Below are 25,200 nucleotides of genomic sequence, written 5' to 3'. Positions count from 1 at the left end.
CGCGGAGGAGACGCTTATGCCCTCTCCGCCGCGGCGCGGGGCGGCCCGTCGTGGCGTACCAGCCGTACCGGTCCGAAGAGGCCCGTACGGACCTGGCCCGCGGTGACCGCCGTCGTCGGGGACGCGTCGTCCAGGTAGCCCGCGAGGGTGCCGCGGACCACGATCTCCAGGTCGTTCTCCCCGGGGCGCAGGGCGCCGGTGACCTCGGTGCGCCAGGGGCCCCAGACGAGCCGGTCGACCAGCGCGCCGTTGACCAGCACGTCGGCCGTGCCGCGCACCTCGCCGAGGTCGAGCACCAGGCGACCGCCGGGCGGTGCGCGGAAGACCGTACGGTGGCGGACCTCGCCGCCCAGGGCGCGCAGCCCGAGCTCCTCCCAGGCCACCAGCTCCGCCGGGGCCTCGGCGACCTCGGCCTCGATCGCCGTGTCCAGCAGGGCGCCGCCGTGCCGGCCGTCGGTCGCCGTGACCCGCAGCAGGACCTCCGTCCCGGCGGGCAGCGGGGCGGGGAAGCGGACCCGGCCGTCCGCCGCCGGACGGTACGTGCGGTCCGCCGCCGTCACCGCCACATCGAGGGCGGTGGGGATCCGCAGCGCGGTCGTCCCCAGCGGCGCCGGGAAGCGGAGCCACTCGGTCCGTACGCCGGCTTCCCCGGCCGCCGGTGACCGGGGCACCAGGGGCAGTACGACACCGCCCGGCGCCGCGCCCGGCTCCAGCCAGCTCGCGCCGGGCAGCGGATGCGGTCTGACCCGGGCGCACAGGAAGCGCGGGTCGCGCGGGTGGTGCCGGCGCGGCGCGGCCGACACCCAGCCCGGGCCGCTGAGCACGTCCAGGGTGCGGGAATCCACCGTCGCCGCGCCGCCCTCGCCGAGCCGCAGCGTCAGCGTGTTCTCCCCCGGGCGCAGCACCGTGCGCAGGTCGTAGGGGTGCACCCGGATCTCGCGGTGGCCCGGGTACGGGTTGAAGTCGCCCTGGCGGCCCACCTCGACGCCGTTGACCAGCACCGTACAGGCGCCCTCGCAGCCGACCAGGACCTCCGCGTCATCCGGGACCTCCGCGAGCCGGAAGACCCGGGTGGGCTCCGTGCCGGTCAGCCACTCCGGCCTGCGGTAGGCGGCGGGGTCGGTGACCACGGCGAAGGAGGCGCGCAGCGGCCCGTCGTGCTCGGCGGTGAACTCGATCTCCACCTCGACCGAGCGCCCCGCCGTGTGCGCGGGCAGCGGGCTGAAGGACTGGTACCCCTCGCCCTCGGCCGGCAGTGCGGTGCCGTCAACCCGTACCCGGCGCGCGGCCCCCGCCCCCACGGCGAGCCAGCGCGCCGCCCCGTCGGGCTCGGGCAGCTCGATCCGGGTGCGTACGGCGACGGTGGCGCCGCGCGGCACATGGCGCCAGTCGAGGAACTCCTCCGGTACGTACCCCTTGGGGCCCAGCGGCCCTTGGTGCGCGGGGTCCTTGTGGATGCCGCGCGAGAGCGACCACCGCGCGGGGCGCCAGGTTCCGTCCGGGTCGCGGACCTCGGCGAACGGGCCGTACCCGGCGACGACCGGCCGCCAGCCGCCGGGCCTGTCGCCGTCGGGCCCGTCGCCGTCGGCCCGGTGTTCCAGGCGCCAGACCTCCAGAGGCAGGACGCCCGTACGGTCGGCGGCGGCCAGGTCGCCGTGGGTGTTGTCCAGCGTCGAGCGGGCCAGCGCCCGCCACGGGCCCTCGACCGGGGTGCTGTCCAGGGGCTCGCCCAGCGGCTCCCGGGTGGCGTCGGGCAGCTCCGCGCCGAGCACGAGCAGGGTCATGGGGCCGTCCGCGAAGTCGACCTCCACCGTCCAGAAGTCCCCGTCCCCCTCGTCGGCCACCGTCAGCTCCGTACGCGCCCCCGTCCGCGGGTCCCAGCGCTGCGCCCGCAGCGGCGGCAGGCCCTCGACGGTGACCCGTGCGCGCCGGTCGCCCGGCGGCACGAAGACGTAGCCGTCCTCCCGCAACTGGCGCCAGTACTCGTCCCACGGGAAGCCCGCGTCGGCCCAGTCGTGCCGGTCCAGCCCCTCCAGCCGCGTCATCGGCGCCTTCGTACCGCTCAACTCGTCGTGCGCGGCGAGCAGCACCACCCAGGTGTCGTCCGAGGGTCGCGCCGAGTTCTCCCGGGTCCCCAGCCGCCGCAGCAGATACGGCGCGTCGGCCCGTACCCGGACCGGCCCCGCCGCCAGCGCGGCCGGTACGTCCTCCGGAGCGGCGACCCGCACCGCGAGCCCGGCCAGGGCCGGGCCCACGGGGCTCCGGCCGACGCGGATCACCCGGCCGCCCGCCCGCGCGAACTCCGCGAGGACCGACTCCGCCGCCGCGTCGACGAGCGCCACGTCGGGGATCACCACGTTGCGGTAGGTCTCCCGGCCGATCCGCAGCCCTCCGTCCCCGGTGACCGTGGCGCCCGCGACGGTCGCCTCGTCCAGCGTGTCGTGATCGACTCCGGCCCGCTCCAGCACCCCGCGGCGCTCCGCGAACCAGGCGCTCACGCCGTTCAGTTCGTGGTACGCGGCGACCGCGCGCCGTGCGGGCGGCAGCGGCCCGTCCAGCGTCAGATACGCCTGGGCGGTGCTCGTCGGGGAGAGCAGCACCGTGTCGCAGACGTGCGTACCGGCCGACAGCACCGAGCAGAGCCGGGTCACCGCCCCGGCGAACTGGTGGTACGAGGGCCAGTACGGCTGACGCCAGCAGGTGGACGGCGGGGCCCACTCCCACCAGCCCCCGGCCGTCGAGTAGTAGACGGCGTGCGGGTCGTAGAGGTTGGCGCCCCGGCGCAGAAAGGGCGCGAGCCAGTCGTACGTCTCCTCCAGCGTGCCGCCCCAGCCGGAGGAGTGGAACGCCTCGATCCAGGTCCGCGGCCCGCCGTGCGCGTGCGCCAGCGAACTGTGCGCCTTCGGGTCGCCCCAGTGGTCGCTGCCGGGCGCCCCGTACCCCTTGTGGGTGCCCAGGTAGTCGCCGTAGAGCAGCACCCCGCCCACCGGGTCGCCCTCCCGCGCCGGGGACGCCTGGTCGAAGCCGCAGACCAGCCCCCGCTCGGCGAACCAGTCGTCCAGCGGGCCGAAGAACGCCCGGCGCGCCAGCGTGGCCCGGTGCGCGTGGTAGTCCCGGCGGACGGTCGCCGCGTCCCGGCTCACGGCCCCGAGATACCGGGCGCCCTCGGCACTCCGGCCGCCCGCGAACAGCGCGGAGCGCAGCGGCACCAGGTCGTACCCGTACGCCTTCTCGAACGTGGCCGCGAAGTCCCGCCCCCAGGTCGGCATCGGCGGCAGCTCGTCCTGGAAGAACCCGGGGATGACCGTGCCGAACCAGTGCCCCACCTGGCGCTCCAGCTCGCCGTGCACCTGGTCGAGCAGGGCCGCGCACGCCTCGGTGCCGAAGTAGTCGAAGCCGCTGACCCGCTCCTCGATCACCCCGTGGGCCCCCTGGTGCAGGGCGAGTCCGGCGAAATCGGGGCGTACGGCGGTCAGCCTGCCCTGGAAATTGGCGCCGGAGAAGCCGATCTGGTCGTACATCCACAGGTGGAAGCCCAGCTCGCGCGCGTCCTCGCAGGCGCCGTCCAGCAGCTCGATCCACCGCGGGCTGAGGAAGGGCGGATCGTCGGCGAGCGAGCCGAACATCGGCCCCGTCGGCGCCAGACACATCACCACGGCCTGCCGTACGCCCTGCGAGACCAGCTCCGTCATCTGGCGCCGCAGCCCCCGGCGCGTGACCTTCGCGCCGCTCCACCACCAGAGGGGCAGCGGGGTGTACTCCGGCCCCGGTGCGGTGAACCGGGCCAGCAGCTCGCCCGCGCTCGTGCGGGTGCCCGTGTGCGTCTTCGCGGACCCGCTTGATCCCGGATTCATGCCCGCATTCCTGCCCCTGCTCATGCCGTGGCACGCTCCGCCTCGATCAGCTCCAGCGGCTTGCCGGAGGTATTGGGCATGAAGAAGAACCCGACCACGCCGCTGACCAGCAGGAACAGCGACAGCAGACCGCCCACGACGCCGAGCCCGACCTGTGCGAGCGTCGGTACGAAGAAGCTCCAGACGCCGAGGAACATGCGTGCCACCCCGAAGGTGAAGCCCTGCGCCGTGCCGCGCAGCATGGTGGGGAACAGCTCCTGGCTGAAGACCTTGTAGAACGCCTCGCCCGCGAGCGCGCCGCCCGCGCTGAACAGCACGATGTTGACGATGATCACCGGGATCGTGAACGGCAGGACCAGGAAGAGCGCGTACGCCACGATCTGCAGCACCGAGCCGACGCCCCACAGCATCCTGCGTGTCCCGTGCGCACCGTCCGCATGCCGCATGAACACCAGCACCGTCACCGCGATGCTGATCACGAAGCCCGCGCACGACAGCGCCACGCCCGCCGCCTGGCCCCCGGCGCCCAGCGTCCTGACGAAGTACGGCGTGAAGATGCCCGCCGTACCGGCCGCCAGCCCCCAGAAGACATAGATCGTCCCGGTCCACGCCAGCGCTCGCAGATGGGCCCCGCGGAACAGGCCCCGTACGCCGTGGCACGCGACCGTCCCGGCGGCCGCCGCGGCGGCGGACGCGGCCTGCCAGCGCGGCGACTCGGTGAGCCCCTGGCGCAGCGCCCAGGTGATCAGGGCGACGACGAGCAGATGGAGGAAGACGATCCGGATGCCCAGCAGTCCCAGCGGGGCGAGCACCAGGGCCAGCAGCAGGACCACCACGGGCCCCAGCGACCAGGCCACCTGGGTGAAACCGAGCAGCCTGCCGCGCGACTTCGGCGGCGAGAACTCGCCGACCAGCGCCAGTGAGGTGGGCACGTCCGCGCCGACCGCCACCCCGATGACGAAGACCCCGAGGAAGAGCATGAGGGAGTCGAAGGAGAGCGCGACACAGAGCACCCCCGCCGCGTACACCAGCAGGTCGTACTTGTAGATGCGCTTACGGCCGAGACGGTCACCCAGCCGGCCCCCGATGAACGCGCCGATCGCGCAGCCGACCGCGTTCGGGCCGATCGCGGCGAGCGCGCCCACCACCGTGCTGCTCAGCTCCAGATACGTCTGGAACAGGGCCAGCCCGGCGCCGAGGGCCACGATCGATCCCGCGTCCAGGTAGGACGCCATACCGGCCAGGACGGACCATCTCCACTGCTGGGAGCTGACCTCCTCCCGGCCGACGGCTTCGCCAGGGGCAGCGCCGACCGTCCGCTGGGCCATGGCTGTTCCTCCTACACGACGTTGTGCCGGGGGGATTTCGGGGCCGGTTGGACCGTACGAGTGGTGTTCATCCGAAGAACTGCGAAGCGGCGGCGTAGCTCCTGGGTTTCTCAAGATGCGTACACATCATGAGGAAGGTATGTAGATCGCCCCGACCGAAAGCGCAACTCGAAGCTCATCCGAACGCGAAGCAACAGCAGATCCGAAGCTCGATCGAAAGCGAGGGGTCATGGCCGCCTTCAAGGTCAAGAAACTGTGGACCGTCTTCCTCACCGCGTTCTTCGCGGTGCTCGCCTCCCTGGGGCTCACCACCCCGGCCACCGCCGCCGCCCGTGGCGCCCAGCAGCCGGCCGACCGGTCCGGCGCCGACACCGCCGGCCGGCCGGCGCAGTCGCCCGCCGCCGCGCACCGGGCCGCCGCGTCCGTACCGGCGGCCAGATCGGCGGTACCCAGGGCGACCGTGCCCCGGGCCCTGCCGCGGGCCCGCTCCCTGCCGCCCACGATCAAGCAGCGCATCCGTGCCGAGGCGCACGGGTCGTCACCGTCGGTCCGTCACCTGCCGGCCCTCGCGGTGCCGGACGGTGAAGGCGTTCACTCCGGTGCCGGTGCCGGTGCCGGTGCCGGTGCAAGTGCCCGCTCGGACGCCTATTTCGCCGCCCACGGTGACACCCGCCCGGACGCCTCCTCCGGTGCCTACGCTGACGCCCGTCCGGACACCCGCTCGGACTCGGACGGCCGGCCCGGCGCCCGTGCCGCCGCGGCACTCGTCGCGGCGTGAGGCGCTCGTACGGTCCGGGTGGTCAGGGACGGTCGTCCCGGTTCCGGTCCCGGTCCCGCTCCGCGGCCTCCGCGTCGTCCTGCTTCGCCTGTACCTCGGCGTCGAGCGGATCGACCACATGGCTGCCCTCCAGGGGACTGCCGTCCACCGATGTCAGCGGGGCGCGCTCCGAGACCTCCGTGGCGGCCGGCGGCTCGACCAGCCAGTCCGGGTTCGCCTGCTTGTCCCACCACTTCCACGCCGCGAAAGCTCCACCGGCCACCACACCGGCGACCGCGAGGCCCTTGGCGATCCGGCCGGCCCTGGCCCGGCGCTCGTGCTTGCGCACCAGCTTCCGGATCTCCTTCGGGGTGACCTGTCCGCGCAGGGCGGCCAGCGCCGCAACCGAACGCGCCGCGGCCTGCTCCGCCACCGGCTGGGCCGTGGCCACCGCCAGACCGACCCGTGGCACCGTGTAGTCCGCCGCCTGACGGGCGGCCCTGCGGGTGCGTACGGCGGCACGGTGAGCCGCGTCATCGACCTTCGGGGGTACCCGGGGCGCTACATGGGCTCCGTACTGAACACGAGCCTGCTCGGCGGCTTTCGAGACCGCCGGCGCGAGCCGTACCCGTGCCTCGCGGGCGTACAGCGCCGCTTGTTCCTTGGCCAGAGTGGCCTGCTCCTTTGCCGTGCCGGCGTAAGGGGCCACCGCTTCCGCGGCGTGCTGCACGCTGTCCTTCGCCGAACCGGTAGCGGCGAGCACGCTGTCCATGCGGGTCACAGGATCATCCTCCTCGGTGGCGTTCCGTATGTCGCCTGTCCACCCTTTTCGAAATCATGCCTGCCGGTGACGATCCCGGCACGCTTTACGGGCATCCGTGTCATTCCGGGCGTCCGTCCCTTCGGCATGCCCGACGGGCCGTCTGAACCCGCCCTCCGGCCCTGACTTCCGGACCTTCCCCGGGACCTGCCGTCCGCAGCCGCGTTCCGCCGCTGCTTCCGTGCGAGGATCGTGCACGTCAGCGACGACTCACGGAAGGCACATCGTGGCCGAGCAGCTTTACGCCACCCTCAAGACCAGCCAGGGCGACATCGAGCTGCGGCTTCTGCCGTACCACGCGCCCAAGACGGTCAAGAACTTCGTCGAACTGGCCCAGGGCGAACGGGAGTGGACCCATCCGGCGACCGGCCGGAAGACGACGGACCCGCTCTACGACGGCACGGTCTTCCACCGCGTGATGAAGGGCTTCATGATCCAGGGCGGTGACCCCCTGGGCAACGGCACCGGCGGTCCGGGGTACGAGTTCGCGGACGAGTTCCACCCCGAGCTGGCCTTCGACAAGCCGTACCTGCTGGCGATGGCCAACGCGGGACCGGGGACCAATGGCTCGCAGTTCTTCATCACCGTCTCGCCGACCGACTGGCTGAACCGCAAGCACACCATCTTCGGTGAGGTCAGCGGCGCCGCGAGCAAGAAGGTCGTCGACGCGATCATCTCCGTCCCGACCAACCCGGGCACCCACCGTCCGCTCCAGGACGTCGTGATCGAATCGGTCGTCGTCGAGACCCGCTGAACCACCGGCCCCCGTGCCGACCCGCCGCCGACGGGTTTCCGCACTCCGGGAACCTTCCCGCCCTGCCCGTCCGTAGTGGTTACATACCGGACGGGCGGGGCGGTGCGCTGCGTACCGCCCGCCGCCACGAAGACCGAGGGGACCGATGGACCAGCCGCCAGGAGGCCGCGGAGGCCAGGACCAGCCCGCCGTCACCGACGGCCCGCCGAGCTGCTACCGCCATCCCGGCCGGGAGACGGGCATAAGCTGCACGCGCTGCGACCGGCCCATCTGCCCGGAGTGCATGATCAGCGCCTCGGTCGGGTTCCAGTGCCCCGAGTGTGTCCGACAGGGATCCGGTACGGGCCACGGCGCCACCGCCAACCTGCCGCGCACCCTCGCGGGCGGCACCGTCGCCGCCGACCCGCGGCTGCTCACCAAGATCCTGCTCGGTATCAACGTCGCCGTCTTCGTCGCCGTCCTCGCCGTGGGCGGCAACCGGCTCGTCATCGACCTCGGGCTCATCGGCGGCGCCTACAGCTCGGGCCAGGTCATCGGTGTCGCGGACGGCGAGTGGTACCGGCTGGTCACCTCGATGTTCCTGCACCAGGAGGTGTGGCACATCGCCTTCAACATGCTGGGCCTGTGGTGGCTCGGCGGTCCGCTGGAAGCCGCGCTCGGGCGCGCCCGCTTTCTGGCGCTCTACCTGCTCTCCGGGCTGGCCGGCAGCGCGCTCACCTATCTGATCGCCGCGCCCACCCAGCTCTCGCTGGGCGCGTCGGGTGCCATCTGGGGGCTGCTCGGCGCCACCGCCGTGCTGATGCGCCGGCTCAACTACGACATGCGGCCGGTCCTCGCCCTGCTGGCGCTGAACCTGCTCTTCACCTTCACCTGGAGCGGTATCGCCTGGGAGGCCCATATCGGCGGCCTGGTCGCCGGCGTCGCGATCGCCATAGGGATGGTCCACGCGCCCCGGGCACACCGGGCGGTGGTGCAGTACGGGACGTGCGCGCTGGTGCTGCTGGTGACGGTCGGGATCGTCGTGGCCCGGACGATGCAGCTCACCTGAAGCGCGCCGAAGGCTCAGCCGGGGCTCAGCGGGGGCTCACCTGAGGCCAGTTGTCCACAGAGTGTGCCGGATCTTGTGCATCGTGTGGGGAACATGCGTGCCCCTTGTCGCCGGTACGGGTTTGACCAGCGGAGACAAGGGGCTGTCACATGATCGGAGGGACCGGATCGGTCACACCGGTGTCAACGACCCGCGGGGTTATCCACAGATCTTCTGACCTTTTCCCCTGCCTGTGGATAACAATGTGGACAAGCGTGGGGAGAGCTTGACGGGAAGCGGCCGGGCCGCTACTTCCACTGGGTGGAGACGCCGAAGCCGGCCGCGATGAAGCCGAACCCGACCACGATGTTCCAGTTCCCGAAGCTCTTCATCGGGAGATCGCCCTCGGTCACGTAGAAGACGACGATCCACGCCAGCCCGAGCAGGAACAGGGCCAGCATGACCGGAGCCACCCAGCTGCGGTTGGTGAGCCTTATGGCGGTCGCCTCCTTCGCCGCCGGGGGCGGTGTGAAGTCGGCCTTCTTGCGGATACGTGACTTCGGCACGAGGGACTCTCCTGTCGATGCGCTGCGTGACCGCGCAGGGGACTGTTAACGGGTCCCGGGGCGGAGAGCAGGGGGAACCGCCGCCCCCGGGCGTCCGTTAGCGTAGTGCTTCCGCGGCGCCTAAGGAGATAAGGGTACGTTGAGCAATTCAGCCGACTCTCCCCCAGGGCCGGTGAACCGGCCGGACGAACAGCCGGGAAACCCGCCGGGCCGCCGGTCACGGATACGCCCCGTCCGGGGCCTCACGGCCGCCGTCTTCGCCCTCGCCGGGCTGATCTTCGTGACGAGCTTCAACACGGCCAAGGGCACCAACATCCGTACGGACACCTCGCTCCTCAAGCTCTCCGACCTGATCCACGAACGCGACCGGAAGAACGCCGAGCTGGGCGACACCACCGCCGCGATACGGCGGGAGAACGACCGGCTCGTCAGCCGCGACCACGGCACCTCCGAGGCGGAGAACGCCGAGCTGCGTGCCCTGGAGAGCGCCGCGGGCACCAAGGAGGTCACGGGCCCCGGCCTCACCGTCACCCTCGACGACGCCCCGCCCAACGCCACCGCCAACCCCGGCTACCCCGAACCGCAGCCCAACGACCTCGTCATCCACCAGCAGGACCTCCAGGCCGTGGTGAACGCGCTGTGGCAGGGCGGCGCCGAGGGCATCCGCGTCATGGACCAGCGGCTGATCTCCACCAGCGCCGTCCGGTGCGTGGGCAACACCCTGATCCTTCAGGGCCGCGTCTACTCCCCGCCGTACCGGATCACGGCCGTCGGCGACCGGACCAAGCTCCGCAAGGCGCTCGACAACTCGCCCGCGATCCAGAACTACGAGCTGTACGTGAAGGCGTACGGACTCGGCTGGAAAGTCGATGAGCTGCGCAAAGAGACACTCCCCGGCTACTCCGGCACGGTCGACCTGCACTACGCGACGCCCGCGGACGACGGGGACGAGTGACGAAGAGCAAGCCCGGAACCTCCGCGCAGCTGGCTCATCACCGCCCACGTGCCCCCGCGGCCCTTTAGTCTGGTGCCGTACCGCCTGGTGCGGTACCGAACGGAAGGGACAGCATGTACGGCTGGATCTGGCGTCATCTGCCGGGCAACGCATTGGTACGGGCGGCGATCTCGCTCGTGTTGGCGCTCGCCGTCGTCTACGCGCTGTTCCAGTACGTCTTCCCGTGGGCGGAGCCGCTGCTGCCGTTCAACGACGTGACGGTCGACGGAGCGGGGGCGGCCCGATGAGCGCGCGGATCCTGGTCGTGGACAACTACGACAGCTTCGTCTTCAACCTCGTCCAGTACCTCTACCAGCTCGGGGCCGAGTGCGAGGTCCTGCGCAACGACGAGGTGGCCACCTCGCACGCCGAGGACGGCTTCGACGGCGTCCTGCTCTCCCCGGGCCCCGGCACCCCCGAACAGGCCGGTGTCTGCGTCGAGATGGTGCGCCACTGCGCCGGGATCGGCCTGCCCGTCTTCGGCGTCTGCCTCGGCATGCAGTCGATGGCCGTGGCGTACGGCGGCGTCGTCGGGCGGGCGCCCGAGCTGCTGCACGGCAAGACGTCGCTCGTCACGCACGAGGGCAGGGGCGTCTTCGCCGGGCTGCCCTCGCCGTTCACCGCGACCCGCTACCACTCGCTCGCGGCCGAACCGGCCGAACTGCCGGCCGAGCTGGAGGTCACGGCGCGGACCGAGGACGGGATCATCATGGGGGTACGCCACCGTGAACTGCCCGTCGAGGGCGTGCAGTTCCATCCGGAGTCGGTGCTCACCGAGCACGGCCACCTGATGCTGGCCAACTGGCTGGCGCAGTGCGGCGATCCGGGCGCCGTGGACCGCTCGACGGGACTGGCGCCGGTGGTGGGCAAGGCGCTCGCGTGACCCCACCGCGCCCCGAACACGGCGCCGGTCACGGGTCCGCGTACGAGCCGGAGGGATACGGACCGGGCAGATACGGACCGGACGGGTTCCAGCCGGGTCCGTACGGGGACACCCGCGCGTTCGAGGCGGCGGTGGACGGCCTCGCCGACCCGCTGAACGACCCCCTCCCGGGGCAGGGTGCCCCGGAACAGCGACAGCCCCCGGAGCGGCGGCAGGGGCGGCACAGGGGCCCGCGGCGCGACGAGCCCCCGGCGCCGGGACCCGGGCGCCCGCCGGCGCCCGCGCAGGGGGCCGCGGCCGGGCCCGAGTGGTCCGGGGACTACTACCGGCAGTACGCGGCGGAGCCGCCACGGCCGCTGTACGACGGCGGGGCACCCGCGGCCCCGGCACCGCAGCAGGCGCTGCCCCACCCGGATCCGGCCCCGGCACCCGGCTCCATATCCACAGCCGGCGTGGCGGAGTTCGCGACGCAGCAGATGTCCGTGGTGGAGCCCGTGCCGGGCCCGGGACCGCTGCCGGCGGCCGTGCCCGTACCGGCGGCGACCGAGCCCCGTACCGGCGGCCGTGCGGAGCGCCGGAGAGCGGCGGCCAAAGGCGGCGGCAGGGGCCGCAGACGCGCCGAGGCGCCGGAGGACGAGGACACACCGGAAAGCGGCGGAAACGGCCGTAGCGGCCGGAACGAGGCGCAGCGGACGCCCCCGGGCCCGGCGTCGGCGGCGGCGTCCTCCCGGCCGCTCTCCCGGCTGGAGGCGCGGCGGGCGGCGCGCGCCCTCAAGGAGAGCCCCGCGGTGATCGCGAGCCGGGCGATCGGTGAGCTGTTCATCAGCTTCGGTGTGCTGATGCTGCTGTTCGTCACGTACCAGCTGTGGTGGACGAACATCCGGGCCGACCAGATCGCCGGCAAGGAGACGAACAAGATCCAGAGCAACTGGGCGGAGGGACGGCAGCCCGGGACCTTCGCGCCCGGTCAGGGCTTCGCCATCATGCACATCCCGAAGCTGGACGTCGTCGTGCCGATCGCGGAGGGCATCAGCAAGGCGAAGGTCCTGGACCAGGGCATGGTCGGCCATTACGCGGAGGGCACGCTCAAGACGGCGATGCCCTCCGACAAACAGGGCAACTTCGCGGTGGCCGGGCACCGCAACACCCATGGTGAGCCGTTCCGTTACATCAACCGGCTGCAGCCCGGGGACGAGATCATCGTCGAGACGCAGAACGCGTACTACACGTACGACATGACGAGCATTCTGCCGCAGACCCCGCCGTCGAACGTGAGCGTGATCACTCCGGTGCCGCCGGGATCCGGGTTCACCAAGCCCGGCCGCTACATCACGCTGACGACGTGCACCCCGGAGTTCACCAGTACCTACCGCATGATCGTGTGGGGCAAGATGGTGGAGGAACGGCCGCGCAGCAAGGGGAAGCCGGACGCGCTCGTCGGCTGAGACCCTCGGGGACCCTTGCGAGGCCCGACCGACGAACGAGCGGCCGGAATCACGACAGGGAAACGGGGACGGGTGCCGTGGCAGCGAGTACCGGGCACGAGGAACAGGCCCAGGAACAGGAACGCGACCCGGACCGGGACCCGGCGCCCGCCCCGGTCCGCCGCCCCCGGGGCCGGGTGGCCGCCGCAGTCAGCGTCTTCGGCGAGCTGCTCATCACCGCGGGGGTGGTGCTGGGCCTCTTCGTCGTCTACTCGCTGTGGTGGACGAACGTGCTGGCCGACCGTGCGGCGGACCGGCAGAGCGACGACGTACGGCACAACTGGGCGCGTGAGGCGACCGGTGGCGGCCCCAAGAGCTTCGACCCGGCGGACGGCATCGGCTTTCTGCACGTCCCGGCGATGGGCGGCAGCGAGGTGCTGGTGAAGAAGGGCACGAGTACGTCCCTGCTGAACGACGGCGTCGCGGGGTACTACACGGATCCGGTCAAGTCGGCGCTGCCCTGGGACGAGAAGGGCAACTTCACGCTGGCGGCCCACCGGGACGGGCACGGGGCGCGGTTCCACAACATCCACAAGATCAGGACGGGTGACGCGGTCGTCTTCGAGACGCGGGACACCTGGTACGTCTACAAGGTCTACAAGGACCTTCCGAAGACCTCGAAGTACAACGTGGACGTGCTGTCACCGGTGCCCAAGGAGTCGGGGAAGACCAAGCCGGGCCGCTACCTGACACTGACGACCTGCACGCCCGTCTACACCTCGGACTACCGCTACATCGTCTGGGCCGAGCTGGAGCGTACGGAGAAGGTCGACAAGGAGCGCACACCCCCGCCGGAGCTGCGCTGACGCCGGTCACGGCCGGGGGACTGCCGGACGGCCGCAGACACGCGCACTGCCCCGGTACCCATGAGGTGGGTACCGGGGCAGTGCGCTGAGCCGTTGAGCTGAGGTGGCGGGCCGGGGCGCCGGTGTCCGGCTACTGGTCCCCGTTGCGGAAGCCGGACTGGCCGGCGATGAAGCCGCCGCCGTTGTTGTTGCCGCCGTTGTCCCCTCCGTTGTTGCCTCCGTTGTTGCCGTTGTTCCCGCCGCCGAAGGTGGTCAGGGTGACCGTGTCGCCCTTGTTCACTTCCTGGCCGGGGCGCGGGTCGCTGTTGATGACGATGGCGTTGTCGTCGTTGGACGAGCCGCCCGCGACCGCGACGTTCAGGCCCTGGCCCTGGAGGGTGCCCCTGACCTCGCCGAGCCGCTTTCCGGCGAGGATGTCCGCGGGGATGGTCACCTTCTCCTGCTGGGGCCCCTTGGAGACGTCCAGGGTGATGGTGGCGCCCTTGGCGGCCTTGGTGTCGCCCGGCGGGTCCTGCTTGACGACGGTGCCCGGGGGCTGGTCGGAGTCGACCGGGTTGCGGACGACCACGAATTCGAGCGTCTTGAGCTGCGCCTCGGCGTCGTCCACGGCGTTGGTGGTCACGTTCGGGACAGGGATCAGGGTGTTCGTGGCGATCGTCAGCGTGACCGTGGAGTTCTTCTCGGCCTGGGTGTTGCCCTCGGGGTCCTGGGAGAGCACCGTGCCGGCGTCCCGGTCGGACTCCTCCTCCTTGTAGTCGACCTTGAAGCCCTTGTTCTCCAGCTGGACGGTCGCCTTGTCCTTCTGCTTGTCGGTGACGTCCGGGACCTCGATCTGCGGCGCGCCCTCGGAGACGACGACCTGGATCGTGTTGCCCTTGTCCATCTGGCCGCTCTCGGGCGTCTGGCTGCAGACGGAGCCCTTGGGCTGCTCGCAGCGCTCCGAGCTCGACTGGGCGACCTTCACGGAGGCGTTGTCCGCGAGGGTCTGGGCTTCTTCGAGCGTTTTGCCGACGAGCTGCGGGACCGGCACCTGGCCGGTGTCCTCGCCGCCGCTGCCGTCGAAGAGCCACTTGCCGATGAGGATCGCGCCGACCAGCACCAGGACGCCCGCGACCGCGAGCAGGATGGTCGACGTGTTGGACTTCTTCGGCTGCTGGCGGCGGCGGGCGGGGCGGTCGTCGTACCCGCCGAAGCCGCCGTCGTCCGGGTTGACCGGCGGGAGCATCGAGGTCTGGCCGGCCGGGTCGCCCGCGCGCATCGCCGTGGTCGGCTGGTCGGCGCCGTAACCGCCGCCGTAGCCGACCGCGCCCATGGCGGCGGTGGCGGCGACGGGCTGGCCGTCGAGGCAGGCCTCGATGTCGGCGCGCATCTCGTCGGCGGACTGGTAGCGGTAGTCCGGGTCCTTGACGAGGGCCTTGAGGACGATCGCGTCCATCTCGGGCGTGATCTCGGGGTCGAAGACGCTGGGCGTCTGCGGCTCTTCCCGTACGTGCTGATAGGCGACGGCGACCGGGGAGTCGCCGATGAACGGCGGCCGGACCGTGAGGAGTTCGTAGAGCAGGCAGCCGGTGGAGTAGAGGTCGGAGCGCGCGTCGACCTGTTCGCCCTTGGCCTGCTCCGGGGAGAGGTACTGGGCGGTGCCGATGACCGCCGAGGTCTGGGTCATCGTCATGCCGGAGTCGCCCATGGCGCGGGCGATGCCGAAGTCCATGACCTTGACCTGGCCGGTGCGCGTCAGCATGACGTTGGCCGGCTTGATGTCGCGGTGGACGATCCCGTTGCGGTGGGAGTACTCCAGCGCCTGGAGGATGCCCACGGTCATCTCCAGCGTGCGCTCCGGCAGCAGTCTGCGTCCGGAGTGCAGCAGCTCGCGGAGGGTGGAGCCGTCGACGTGCTCCATCACGATGTACGGGAGGGAGACCCCGTCGACGTAGTCCTCGCCGGTGTCGTAGACCGCGACGATGGCCGGGTGGTTGAGCGAGGCCGCCGACTGGGCCTCTCTGCGGAACCGGGCCTGGAAGGACGGGTCGCGGGCCAGGTCGGCCCGCAGGGTCTTGACGGCCACGGAGCGGCCGAGCCGGGTGTCATGGGCGAGGTAGACCTCCGCCATGCCACCACGACCGAGCACCGAGCCCAGTTCGTACCGGCCGCCGAGGCGACGCGCCTCTTCCATAACGTTCCAGCCCTCTCCGTCAGTCCCGACCGCACCGGCGAGTGGTCCGGCGGTGTGCTGTTCGCGCCTACGCTACCGGGCACGTCGTATGAGGTTGGCCCGTAACGGTGAGCTGATATACGACCGGTATCGCATTGTGCGGGTATGGACGTGCGTCGTGACGGGCGTCACTTCTTGCTGTCGATGACCGCCTTCATCACGTCCTTGGCGATGGGGGCCGCGAGGCCACCACCGGAGATGTCGTCACGGCTGGCATCGCTGTCGGCGACGACGACAGCGACGGCAACCGGGGAGCCGTCACCCGTCTTGGCGTACGAGATGAACCACGCGTACGGGTTCTTGCTGTTGTTCTCGCCGTGCTGGGCGGTGCCGGTCTTCCCGCCTACTGTGACGTTCGGGATCTTGGCGTTGGTTCCCGTGCCCTCGTCGACGACGGTCTCCATGATGCTCTGGAGCTTCTGGGCGTTCTCCTGCGAGAGGGGCCGGCTCAGCTCCTCGGGCTCGGTCTTGCTGAGCACATCGACGCCCGGGGTCTCCAGACGGTCGACCATGTACGGCTTCATCAGCTTGCCGTCGTTGGCGACCGCCGCGGCGATCATGGCCATCTGGAGGGGTGTGGCGCGGGTGTCGAACTGGCCGATGGAGGAGAGCGCCGTCTGCGAGCTGTTCATCTCCTCGGGGAACGCCGAGGCCGCCGCGCGGACCGGGACGAACTGCTCCTCGTTGAAGCCGAACTTCTTCGCGGTCTCCAGCATCTTCTCTTTGGTCAGGTCCGAACCCAGCTTGCCGAAGACGGTGTTGCAGGAGTAGCGCAGGGCCACCCGGAGCGTGGCGTCCTTGCAGGGGATGTTGCCCTCGTTCGGGAGCGGGGTGGTCGTCCCGGGCATGATCCAGGGGAGCGGCGTTTCGGTGGGGGCGTCGACGTCGCTGACCTTGCCGTGCTCCAGGGCGGCGGCGGCGGTCAGCACCTTGAAGGTGGAGCCCGGCGGGTAGGTCTCGCGCAGCGCCCGGTTGAGCATCGGGTCGTCGGGGTTCTTCTTCTTGTCGAGGGCGACCCAGGCTTCCGAGTCCTTCTCCGAGTTGCCGGCGAAGGTGGACGGGTCGTAGCTGGGGGTGGAGGCCAGCGCGAGGATCTTGCCGGTCGCCGGTTCGATCGCGGCGACGGCGCCCTTCTTCTTGCCGAGGCCCTCGTACGCGGCCTTCTGGGCGGCGCTGCTGAGCGTCGTGACGACGTTGCCGCCCTTCTTCTCGTCGCCGGTGAACATCGACATGGTCCGGTCGAAGAAGAGCCGGTCGTCGTTGCCGGTCAGGACGCCGTCCTCGATGGACTCGATCTGGGTGGCGCCGAAGGCCTGCGAGGCGAAGCCGGTGACGGGCGCCCACATCGCGCCGTCAGTGTAGGTGCGCTTGTACGTGAAGTCGGTGTCGTCGGTCTTGGCGGAGCCGGTTATGGGCTTGCCGTCGACGATGATGTTGCCCCGTGCGTTGCTGTACCGCTCGATCTGCACCCGGCGGTTGAACTCGTGCGAGGTGAGTTCGCTGGAGCGTACGAAGCCGAGCCAGTTCTCCCGGATCAGCAGGGCGAGCATGAGGAGCCCGCAGAAGATGGCGATACGGCGCAGGGGCTTGTTCACGGTCGGACCACCTGGGTCATCTCGGCGTCGGGGGACGGGGCGGGGGCCGGGGCGGGTCGGCGCGCGGTGTCGCTGATGCGGATGAGGATGCCGATCAGGGCCCAGTTGGCGAGGACGGAGGAGCCGCCGTACGCGACGAACGGCATGGTCATACCGGTCAGCGGGATGAGTCCCATGACGCCGCCGGCGACGACGAAGACCTGGATGGCGAAGGCGCTGGAGAGCCCGATGGCGAGGAGCTTGCCGAAGGGGTCGCGGGCGGCGAGGGCGGTACGTACACCACGCTCGATGATCAGCGCGTAGATCATCAGGACGGCCATGGTGCCGGCCAGACCCAGTTCCTCGCCGATGGTGGTGAGGATGAAGTCGGCGTTGGCGGCGAAGCCGATGAGGTCGGAGTTGCCCTGGCCGAGCCCCGTGCCGAGAGTGCCGCCGGAGCCGAAGGAGAGCAGGGCCTGGCCGATCTGCTCGCAGGCGCCGCTGTCCTTGTAGCAGGCGAAGGGGTCGAGCCAGGCCTCGACGCGGGACTGGACGTGCGACTCGAAGGAGGCGACGCCGACGGCCCCGCCGACCGACATCAGCAGCCCGAAGACGATCCAGCTGGTCCGCTCGGTGGCGACGTACAGCATCACCACGAAGAGGCCGAAGAAGAGCAGGGAGGTACCGAGGTCGGTCTCGAAGACCAGGATCAGGATCGAGATGGCCCAGATACCGAGGATGGGGCCCAGGTCGCGGCCTCGGGGCAGGTAGAGGCCCATGAAGCGGCGGCTGGCGAGGGCCAGGGCGTCCCGCTTGACCATCAGGTAGCCGGAGAAGAAGACCGCGATGATGATCTTCGCGAACTCGCCGGGCTGGATGGAGCCGAGGCCGGGGAGGGTGATCCAGATCTTGGCGCCGTTGATGGCGGGGAAGAACATCGGCAGGACCAGCAGGAAGAGCGCCAGAGCCATCGAGATGTACGTGTAGCGCTGCAGGACGCGGTGGTCCTTGAGCAGGACCAGTACCCCGACGAAGAGCGCGACGCCGACCGCGGAGTTGAGGAGCTGGCCGGGGGCGTCCGGGCTGTACGAGCCGAAGAGGATCTCGGCCCGCTTGATCAGCCGCGGCGACTGGTCCAGCCGCCAGATCAGCACCAGCCCGAGGCCGTTGAGGAGCGTCGCCAGCGGCAGGAACAGCGGATCGGCGTACGGGGCGAACTTGCGCACCACGAGGTGCGCGACGCCCGCGAGCAGGCTGAGCCCGGCGCCGTAGCCGAGCATGCCCGCGGGGACCTTGCCGTCCATGGCCAGCCCCACGTTCAGATACGCGAACACGGGGATGGCTACGGCGAAGGCGAGCAGGACGAGCTCGGTGTTGCGGCGGCTCGGTGCTTCGATCGCGCCGATGGTGGTCGTGTTGGTGACAACGCTCATGGTGGTGAAGGGCCCCCTACGGCCGGCTACTGCTGCTTACCGCAGTTCGAGGCCACTTTCTGCTCCTCTTCCGAGAGGCTGGGGCCTGGAGTGGGAGTCGCGGCTTTCGGGTTGACGGTGGACTGCGTGAGAGGCGTACCGGTCGTACCGCCGGCCTCTCCCTCACCTGTGACCACATTGGACTCTTGGTCGGCGGTGCGGCGCTGCTCTTCCTTCTTGCACGCCGACGCCTGGGTGGCGAGTTCCTCGATCTTCTTCCTGCCGTTGGCGAGGCTGCCTTCGGCGATGGTGTCCTCCACCTGCTTGCGCTGGTACGGAGGGAGGTACTTGAGTTCGATCTCGGGGTGGTCCTTCTCGACCTTCGAGAGCGAGAGCCAGGCGAGGTCCTGGCTGATGCCCCGGTAGAGGGCGACGTGCTGGTCGCTGGCGCCTACGTAGTACTGCGTCTGGGTCCAGCGGTAGCCGCTGTACAGACCGCCGCCGACGACGGCCAGGGCGAGCACGGAGTAGAGAGATCTTTTGAGCCACCGGTGGCGCGGGCGCTCCTTGACGAAGCCGTCCGAGGCGCTGTCGTACGCGCCGAAGCCGTCGGAGCCGCTGCCGGGCGGCATCGCGCCGTACCCGTAGTCGGTGTCGTCGCCGCTGCCGGGCGGGCCGAAGCTGCCCGCGGCCTGCGGGGGTACGGAGCGGCCGAGGCCGGCGGCGCGGCCGGCCGGGGTCTGCATCGCCGCGGCGTTCTCGGCGGAGTTCAGCGGGAGCTGGTTCTCGGCGACGGCGCCGACGACGACGGGGGTGTCGTTGAGCTGTCCCGCCAGGGTGTCGTTGGCCTCGGCGTCCAGGACGTCGGCGACGATGCAGGTGATGTTGTCGGGTCCGCCGCCGCGCAGGGCGAGCTGGATGAGGGCCTGGATGGTCTCCTGGGGGCCCTGGTAGCCGGCGAGGGTCTCTTCCATCGTCTGGTGCGAGACCACGCCGGAGAGGCCGTCCGAGCAGATCAGGTAGCGGTCGCCGGCGCGGACCTCACGGATGGAGAGATCGGGCTCGACGTGGTCGCCGCTGCCCAGCGCGCGCATCAGCAGGGAGCGCTGCGGGTGGGTGGTGGCCTCTTCCTCGGTGATCCGGCCCTCGTCGACCAGCCGCTGCACCCAGGTGTGGTCCTGGGTGATCTGGGTCAGTACGCCGTCGCGCAGGAGGTACGCGCGGGAGTCCCCGACATGGACGAGGCCGAGCCGCTGGCCGGTCCACAGGAGGGCGGTGAGCGTGGTGCCCATGCCCTCCAGCTGGGGGTCCTCCTCGACCATGACGCGGAGCTGGTCGTTGGCGCGCTGCACCGCGGAACCGAGCGAGGTGAGGAGGTCGGAGCCCGGTACGTCGTCGTCGAGCTGCACGAGGGTGGAGATCACCTCGGACGAGGCGACCTCTCCGGCCGCCTGGCCGCCCATGCCGTCGGCGATGGCCAGCAGCCGGGGGCCGGCATAGCCGGAGTCCTCGTTCCCCTCCCGGATCATTCCTTTGTGCGACCCGGCGGCGAAACGCAGAGACAGACTCATGCGCACCTCGCCCGTCGGCTCGCCGGTCGACTGTCGCGCCAGCCGGTCTCGAGCCACACTGCCCACCCTCCGGTCGGGAGCCTGCTGCGGTCCGCTGTGGGGACCGTCGCGGCTCGCTCGCTCCGCTCGCTCATTGTCGTACTACTTCCGCAGCTCGATGACGGTCTTTCCGATGCGGATCGGAGCGCCCAGTGCGATCGGCTGCGGGGTCGTGAGCCGGGTCCGGTCGAGATACGTGCCGTTGGTGGACCCGAGGTCCTCGACGATCCATTGACCGTCACGGTCCGGGTAGATCCTGGCATGCCTGCTGGACGCGTAGTCGTCGTCCAGCACGATGGTCGAATCGTGGGCGCGGCCCAGCGTGATCGTCTGTCCCTGGAGCGCCACCGTGGTGCCGGTGAGGCTTCCTTCGGAGACGACCAGCTTGGTGGGTGCTCCCCTGCGCTGCCGGCCCCCCTGCTGCTGTTGCTGGCGCTGCTGGGGCGGCGCCGCGGACTGGCGTCCCTGCTGCGGGCGGGCATCTGCGTTGCGGCGTGAGCCGCGCTGCGTGACGCGTGTTCCGAACAGGTCGCTGCGGATGACCTGTACGGCCACGATCACGAACAGCCACAGAACGGCCAGAAAACCTAGCCGCATGACCGTCAGGGTCAGCTCTGACATTGCCCCCGCTTCACCCTTCGGCTTGCCTGAAAACGATGGTGGTGTTGCCCACGACGATCCGCGAGCCGTCGCGGAGCGTAGCGCGGGTGGTGTGCTGTCCGTCTACCACGATGCCGTTGGTGGACCCGAGGTCCTGGATCGTGGAGGGCGTTCCTGCCCGGATTTCGCAGTGCCTGCGCGAGACCCCGGGGTCGTCGATCCGTACGTCGGCGTCGGTGCTGCGGCCCAGGACGAGAGTGCCGCGGGAGATCTGGTGGCGGGTGCCGTTGATCTCGATCCAGCGGCGCACCTGGCCGTGCGGCAGCGGGCCGGGGCCGGGGCCCGCGGGCCGGCCGCCGGGGCCGCCTGCCGGGCTTCCGGGCGGCGAGGAGGAGGGCATCGGGGGCACGGCGCTGGGCGGGTAGCCGTAGCCGCCAGGGGCGCCCCGGGGAGGCGAGGCGGGGGCCGCCGCGGGGCCGGGACGGCCGGAGGCGCCCACGGGTCCGCCGGGTCCGCCGGGTCCGTCCTGTGACGTACTCGACGCCAGGGTCCGGCTGCGTACCCGGTACAGACCGGTGTCGAGGTCCTCGGCCTTCTCCAGGTGGACCTTGATCGGCCCCATGAAGGTGTACCGCTGCTGCTTCGCGTAGTCGCGGACCAGCCCGGACAGTTCGTCGCCGAGCTGGCCGGAGTACGGGCTGAGCCGCTCGAAGTCCGGTGTGCTCAGCTCCACGATGAAGTCGTTCGGGACGACCGTCCGCTCGCGGTTCCAGATCGTCGCGTTGTTGTCGCACTCGCGTTGGAGGGCACCCGCGATCTCGACGGGCTGGACCTCGGACTTGAACACCTTCGCGAAGGTGCCATTGACCAAACCTTCGAGACGCTGTTCGAAACGCTTCATGACTCCCATGGGGCACCTCCTCCGTCGTTGCCGTCCTGGTACTGCTTACTGATCGTATCCACGCGTCGGGAAATCGGCTGGTTCCCCTTGTCTGCCCCGTCGATGAGTGTCACCTCTCACACGGATCGTAGAGGCGGCCCGACGCCAGTGTCCCGCACCCTGGGTGCACTCAGGAGGAGTGGGTGGCGCCCGTTGTCCGTTCCCTGCTTCCGCGGTCGATCCGTCGAAGGGTCCCGGAAACAAACGGATGTGATTCCACCCTCCGCAGCGTGCTAATCTTCTCGATGTCGCCAGGAGCACACACCAGCTCAACACCAGCAGGTGAAGCACCGGACGACACACCCAATGCGCGGGTGGCGGAATAGGCAGACGCGCTGGATTCAGGTTCCAGTGCCCGAAAGGGCGTGGGGGTTCAACTCCCCCCTCGCGCACAGCGGGTAGTCAGTGACTACCCACAGCGGATTGGTCGAACCCCCGCTCCGGAGATCTTCCGGAGCGGGGGTTCTTCCGTATGCCCGGACGGCGGCGTCGTGCGTGGTCAGGCGGGTGTGGGGCCAGTCTGTACGTGGTCCGGCTCTGTGACGCAGGTTACTGCCGGGCGGCCGGGCGCGGCCCGTTCCGGGGTTTTCCACAGGGGCGGGCACCTGGCCGAAACCGGCGGTACGGTCGTGAGCGGTTGATCTCACACGACGGGTCACGACGGGCAGACGAGTACGGGGGAGGCGGCGCGCCATGGGCGGTGTCGGGTCCGGGACGGCTGGGCCGCGGGCGGCGGGTCCGGCGACGGCGGCCGGAGCGGTACGGATTCCGGAGGTGCCGGGGTTCGCGCCGCGCGCCGTGCGGGCGGAGGCGGACGGCGCGCGGACGCCGAAGGCGCGGGGGCGCGCGCTGCGGGAGCGGGTGCCGCGCTCCTCGCACGCCGCGTGGGCCGCGGTGGCGGGGCGGCCGGACGCGGTGCGGGCCGTCGAGGAATCCGGCCGCGGCCGGGTGGCGAGGCTCACTCCCCTGCGGGTGGGGCGGATGGCCGCGACCCCCTTCGCCTTTCTGCGCGGCTCCGCCGGACTGATGGCCCATGACCTGACGGGCACGCCGGTCACCGGGGTCGGCGCGCAGCTCTGCGGTGACGCGCACGCGGCCAATTTCGGCCTGTACGGGGACGCGCGCGGCCGGCTCGTCATCGATCTCAACGACTTCGACGAGACCGTGGTCGGCCCCTGGGAGTGGGACGTCAAGCGGCTCGCCGCCTCGCTGGTGCTGGCGGGGCGCGAGGCCGGCGCCGACGAGGACACCTGCCGGGGCGCGGCGTACGACGCGGTCGGGGCCTACCGGCGCACGATGCGGCTGCTGGCGAAGCTGCCCGTGCTCGACGCGTGGAACGCCATCGCCGACGAGGAGCTGGTCTCGCACACGGACGCCCGTGATCTCGCCGGCACGCTGGAGCGTGTCTCGGAGAAGGCGCGCAACAACACGAGCGCGCGGTTCGCGGCGAAGTCGACCGAGGCGGTGGACGGCGTGAGCGGGAAGGGCCCCGCCGGGCGGCGCTTCGTGGACGCCCCGCCCGTGCTGCGGCGCGTGCCCGACGAGGAGGCGGCGGCCGTGGCCGCCTCGCTGGAGGAGTATCTGACCACCCTCCCGGCGGACCGGCTGCCGCTGCTCGCGCGGTACGCGATCCACGACGTGGCGTTCCGGGTCGTCGGCACCGGCAGCGTGGGGACTCGGTCGTACGTGGTGCTCCTGCTGGACCACCGGGGGGAGCCGCTCGTACTCCAGGTGAAGGAGGCGCGGCCGTCTGTGCTGCTGCCCCATCTGCCGGCCGTCGGTTTCGAGCCGCCGGAGGTGGCGCACGAGGGGCGGCGCGTGGTCCTCGGCCAGCAGCGGATGCAGGTGGTGAGCGACAACCTGCTGGGGTGGACGACGGTCCTGGGCAGGCCCTATCAGGTGCGCCAGTTCAGGAACCGCAAGGGCAGCGTGGACCCGGCGGCGCTCCCCGCCGACCAGGTCGACGACTACGCCCGGATGACCGGGGCGCTGCTCGCCAGGGCCCACGCGCACAGCGTGGACCCGCGCCTGATCGCCGGGTACTGCGGCAGGAACGAGGAACTGGACGCGGCCGTGGCGGAGTTCGCGGTGGCGTACGCGGACCGCACGGAGGCGGACCACTCGGAGCTGCTCGCGGCGGTGCGCGGTGGGCGGATCTCCGCCGAACTGGGCGTCTGAGCGGCCGGTACGGGCGCCCCGGGGGCCGGGGAGGGACGGGGGCAGGCGGATCCGCCCGTAGGCTGGGCGGGTGATGCACGACGCCCCTGGGGAGCCGACGATCCGTAACGACGACGAGCAGGACGTACGAGACGTGCCGGACGCCACCGCTTCGGTGCCGGACGCCACCGAAGCGTCCGACCCGCGCCCCGAGGCGCGCCTGGAGCGGGCCGTGCGCGCCGCCGAGCAGGCGCTGATCGAGTTCGAGATCGCCCTGGAGACGTTCCGGATCGAGGTCGAGAACTTCTCCCGGCTGCACCACCAGCGGCTCGGCCCGATGTACGCCCGGCTCGACGAGCTGGACGCGCTGATCGCGGAGGCCCGCGCCACCCGCTCGGGCGACCCGGAGGATCTGCGCAAGGCCCGTGAGGCGCGCGCGATGGTGCAGCCGATGCCGGGCGTGGAGGAGCTGTTCCACGATTGGCTCGATTCCGACGGTCTGTCGCCGGAGGCCTCGGCGATGCTCACGGACCGGCCCGTCCGCCCGCCCAAGCGGATCCGGCCGAGCGACGAGGCGCGCAAGCTCTACCGGGACCTGGTGCGCAAGTCGCACCCGGATCTCGCGCAGGACGACCGGGAGCGCTCGCGCCGTGAGGAATTCCTCACGCGGGTCAACTCCGCGTACGGGCGCGGGGACGAGGCGCAGCTGCTGGAGCTGGCCGCCGAGTGGGCGGCGGGGCCCGCGCCGCGGCCGGCCGAGCTGAGCGAGAGCGAGGAGCTCTACGCCCGGCTGGAGTGGCTGTCGCAGCGCAAGGAGACGCTGACGCTGGTCGCCCAGGAGCTGGAGCAGGGCGCGATCGGCGCCATGCTCAGGATGGCTCCGGACGATCCGGACCGGCTGCTGGAGGAGATCGCGGAGCAGCTGCTCGCGGAGGTCTCCGGGCGTGAGGCGGAGCTCGCCAGACTGGTGGAGTAGATTCCGGAGCCCGGGTCCCGCCACGGCGATCGCGCCCCGGCTCAGGCCCCGGTCCCGGTCCCTGTTCCGTACGAGAGAAGGCAACACCCATGAACTTCGCCCCGCTGCCCTCGGTCGATGCCGCGGCGGTGCCCTCCGACGCCCTGGTGCTGGACGTCCGGGAGGCCGACGAGTGGGCGGCCGGTCATGTCGAGGGCGCGCTGCATGTGCCGATGAGTGACTTCGTGGCCCGCTTCGGCGAGGTCACGGAGGCGGTCGCCGAGGGCCGGAAGGCCTTCGTGATGTGCCGGGTGGGCGGCCGGTCCGCACAGGTCACCCAGTATCTGGTGCAGCAGGGGATCGACGCGGTGAACGTGGACGGCGGCATGCTCGCCTGGGACGGCGCCGGGCGCCCGATGGTCGCCGACAACGGCACCGCGGCCTTCGTGCTCTGACCGCCGGAGTCG

General features: G+C 71.2%; 20 protein-coding genes, 1 tRNA gene and 1 pseudogene. 12 read left to right on the top strand and 10 right to left on the bottom strand.

The window, feature by feature from the left end:
• Positions 1–14: 14 nt before the first annotated feature.
• Together ACFTZC_RS16810 and ACFTZC_RS16805 are read right to left on the bottom strand one after the other, a co-directional pair.
• The gene (locus ACFTZC_RS16810; protein WP_382890271.1) at positions 15–3,854 is read right to left on the bottom strand and encodes a hypothetical protein; all 3,840 of its coding nucleotides are present in this window, start codon (positions 3,852–3,854) and stop codon (positions 15–17) included.
• A 20-nt stretch (positions 3,855–3,874) separates the two neighbouring features.
• Positions 3,875–5,182, bottom strand: coding sequence for an MFS transporter (locus ACFTZC_RS16805; RefSeq protein WP_382890269.1), 1,308 nt, complete (start codon positions 5,180–5,182; stop codon positions 3,875–3,877).
• A gap of 229 nt (positions 5,183–5,411) precedes the next feature.
• Here ACFTZC_RS16805 and ACFTZC_RS16800 point away from each other — a divergent pair.
• Positions 5,412–5,741: pseudogene (locus ACFTZC_RS16800) on the top strand (DUF6344 domain-containing protein); the annotation flags it as partial.
• A gap of 241 nt (positions 5,742–5,982) precedes the next feature.
• Here ACFTZC_RS16800 and ACFTZC_RS16795 read toward each other — a convergent pair.
• Positions 5,983–6,720, bottom strand: coding sequence for a DUF5324 family protein (locus ACFTZC_RS16795; RefSeq protein WP_382890267.1), 738 nt, complete (start codon positions 6,718–6,720; stop codon positions 5,983–5,985).
• A gap of 265 nt (positions 6,721–6,985) precedes the next feature.
• On the opposite strand from ACFTZC_RS16795, the gene ACFTZC_RS16790 reads away from it, so the two are divergent.
• Both ACFTZC_RS16790 and ACFTZC_RS16785 read left to right on the top strand, forming a co-directional pair.
• The gene (locus ACFTZC_RS16790) at positions 6,986–7,513 is read left to right on the top strand and encodes a peptidylprolyl isomerase (RefSeq protein ID WP_382890265.1); all 528 of its coding nucleotides are present in this window, start codon (positions 6,986–6,988) and stop codon (positions 7,511–7,513) included.
• 145 nt (positions 7,514–7,658) lie between these two features.
• Positions 7,659–8,561 (top strand): rhomboid family intramembrane serine protease, encoded by a 903-nt coding sequence (locus ACFTZC_RS16785; protein WP_382890263.1) that lies wholly within the window; start codon positions 7,659–7,661, stop codon positions 8,559–8,561.
• A gap of 287 nt (positions 8,562–8,848) precedes the next feature.
• On the opposite strand, the gene crgA is transcribed toward ACFTZC_RS16785, so the two are convergent.
• Positions 8,849–9,106, bottom strand: coding sequence for a cell division protein CrgA (gene crgA / locus ACFTZC_RS16780; protein ID WP_382890261.1), 258 nt, complete (start codon positions 9,104–9,106; stop codon positions 8,849–8,851).
• 139 nt (positions 9,107–9,245) lie between these two features.
• On the opposite strand from crgA, the gene ACFTZC_RS16775 reads away from it, so the two are divergent.
• The 5 genes from ACFTZC_RS16775 to ACFTZC_RS16755 all read left to right on the top strand — a co-directional run bounded on the left by ACFTZC_RS16775 (position 9,246) and on the right by ACFTZC_RS16755 (position 13,273).
• Entirely contained in the window at positions 9,246–10,061 is an 816-nt protein-coding gene (locus ACFTZC_RS16775) for a DUF881 domain-containing protein (RefSeq protein WP_382890260.1), read from the top strand.
• Positions 10,062–10,174: 113 nt separating this feature from the next.
• Entirely contained in the window at positions 10,175–10,348 is a 174-nt protein-coding gene (locus tag ACFTZC_RS16770; RefSeq protein WP_365807594.1) for a hypothetical protein, read from the top strand.
• Positions 10,345–10,983 carry an aminodeoxychorismate/anthranilate synthase component II gene (locus ACFTZC_RS16765; protein ID WP_382890257.1) on the top strand — a complete coding sequence of 213 codons (639 nt, stop codon included), beginning with the start codon at positions 10,345–10,347 and terminating at the stop codon, positions 10,981–10,983. Before ACFTZC_RS16770 ends, ACFTZC_RS16765 begins: the two co-directional genes overlap by 4 nt.
• Positions 10,980–12,428: a class E sortase gene (locus tag ACFTZC_RS16760; RefSeq protein ID WP_382890255.1), complete on the top strand. Its 1,449-nt coding sequence runs from the start codon at positions 10,980–10,982 to the stop codon at positions 12,426–12,428. The genes ACFTZC_RS16765 and ACFTZC_RS16760 overlap by 4 nt, the downstream gene beginning before the upstream one ends.
• Positions 12,429–12,505: 77 nt before the next feature.
• Complete coding sequence (locus ACFTZC_RS16755; protein ID WP_382890253.1) at positions 12,506–13,273, top strand: class E sortase; 768 nt, start codon at positions 12,506–12,508, stop codon at positions 13,271–13,273.
• A 130-nt stretch (positions 13,274–13,403) separates the two neighbouring features.
• Here ACFTZC_RS16755 and pknB read toward each other — a convergent pair whose 3' ends face one another.
• The 6 genes from pknB to ACFTZC_RS16725 all read right to left on the bottom strand — a co-directional run bounded on the left by pknB (position 13,404) and on the right by ACFTZC_RS16725 (position 21,591).
• Entirely contained in the window at positions 13,404–15,446 is a 2,043-nt protein-coding gene (gene pknB / locus ACFTZC_RS16750; RefSeq protein WP_382890251.1) for a Stk1 family PASTA domain-containing Ser/Thr kinase, read from the bottom strand.
• Between the two features lie 167 nt (positions 15,447–15,613).
• Complete coding sequence (locus tag ACFTZC_RS16745) at positions 15,614–17,080, bottom strand: peptidoglycan D,D-transpeptidase FtsI family protein (protein WP_382890248.1); 1,467 nt, start codon at positions 17,078–17,080, stop codon at positions 15,614–15,616.
• Positions 17,077–18,492 carry an FtsW/RodA/SpoVE family cell cycle protein gene (locus ACFTZC_RS16740; RefSeq protein WP_382890246.1) on the bottom strand — a complete coding sequence of 472 codons (1,416 nt, stop codon included), beginning with the start codon at positions 18,490–18,492 and terminating at the stop codon, positions 17,077–17,079. The genes ACFTZC_RS16745 and ACFTZC_RS16740 overlap by 4 nt, the downstream gene beginning before the upstream one ends.
• Positions 18,493–18,518: 26 nt before the next feature.
• On the bottom strand, positions 18,519–20,042 hold the full coding sequence (locus ACFTZC_RS16735; RefSeq protein WP_382890244.1) for a PP2C family protein-serine/threonine phosphatase: 1,524 nt from the start codon (positions 20,040–20,042) through the stop codon (positions 18,519–18,521).
• 141 nt (positions 20,043–20,183) lie between these two features.
• Positions 20,184–20,702 (bottom strand): FHA domain-containing protein, encoded by a 519-nt coding sequence (locus tag ACFTZC_RS16730; RefSeq protein WP_365807604.1) that lies wholly within the window; start codon positions 20,700–20,702, stop codon positions 20,184–20,186.
• 10 nt (positions 20,703–20,712) lie between these two features.
• Positions 20,713–21,591: an FhaA domain-containing protein gene (locus tag ACFTZC_RS16725; RefSeq protein WP_382890242.1), complete on the bottom strand. Its 879-nt coding sequence runs from the start codon at positions 21,589–21,591 to the stop codon at positions 20,713–20,715.
• Positions 21,592–21,929: 338 nt separating this feature from the next.
• Here ACFTZC_RS16725 and ACFTZC_RS16720 point away from each other — a divergent pair.
• The 4 genes from ACFTZC_RS16720 (at position 21,930) to ACFTZC_RS16705 (ending at position 25,188) form a co-directional block, all read left to right on the top strand.
• Positions 21,930–22,013, top strand: a tRNA-Leu gene (locus ACFTZC_RS16720).
• Between the two features lie 301 nt (positions 22,014–22,314).
• Positions 22,315–23,799, top strand: a complete 1,485-nt coding sequence (locus ACFTZC_RS16715; protein WP_382890241.1) for a DUF2252 domain-containing protein — start codon at positions 22,315–22,317, stop codon at positions 23,797–23,799.
• Between the two features lie 70 nt (positions 23,800–23,869).
• Positions 23,870–24,754: a hypothetical protein gene (locus ACFTZC_RS16710; protein WP_382890239.1), complete on the top strand. Its 885-nt coding sequence runs from the start codon at positions 23,870–23,872 to the stop codon at positions 24,752–24,754.
• Between the two features lie 89 nt (positions 24,755–24,843).
• A complete protein-coding gene (locus ACFTZC_RS16705) occupies positions 24,844–25,188 on the top strand; it encodes a rhodanese-like domain-containing protein (protein ID WP_365807610.1) in 345 nt (114 codons plus the stop codon).
• Positions 25,189–25,200: the final 12 nt, after the last annotated feature.

Origin of the sequence: Streptomyces sp. NPDC056987, assembly GCF_042673865.1 — a bacterium.
In the GTDB taxonomy this organism is placed as follows: Bacteria; Actinomycetota; Actinomycetes; order Streptomycetales; family Streptomycetaceae; genus Streptomyces.
Note: the sequence above shows the minus strand (reverse complement) of the source record. Positions and strands in the feature narration are given on the sequence as shown.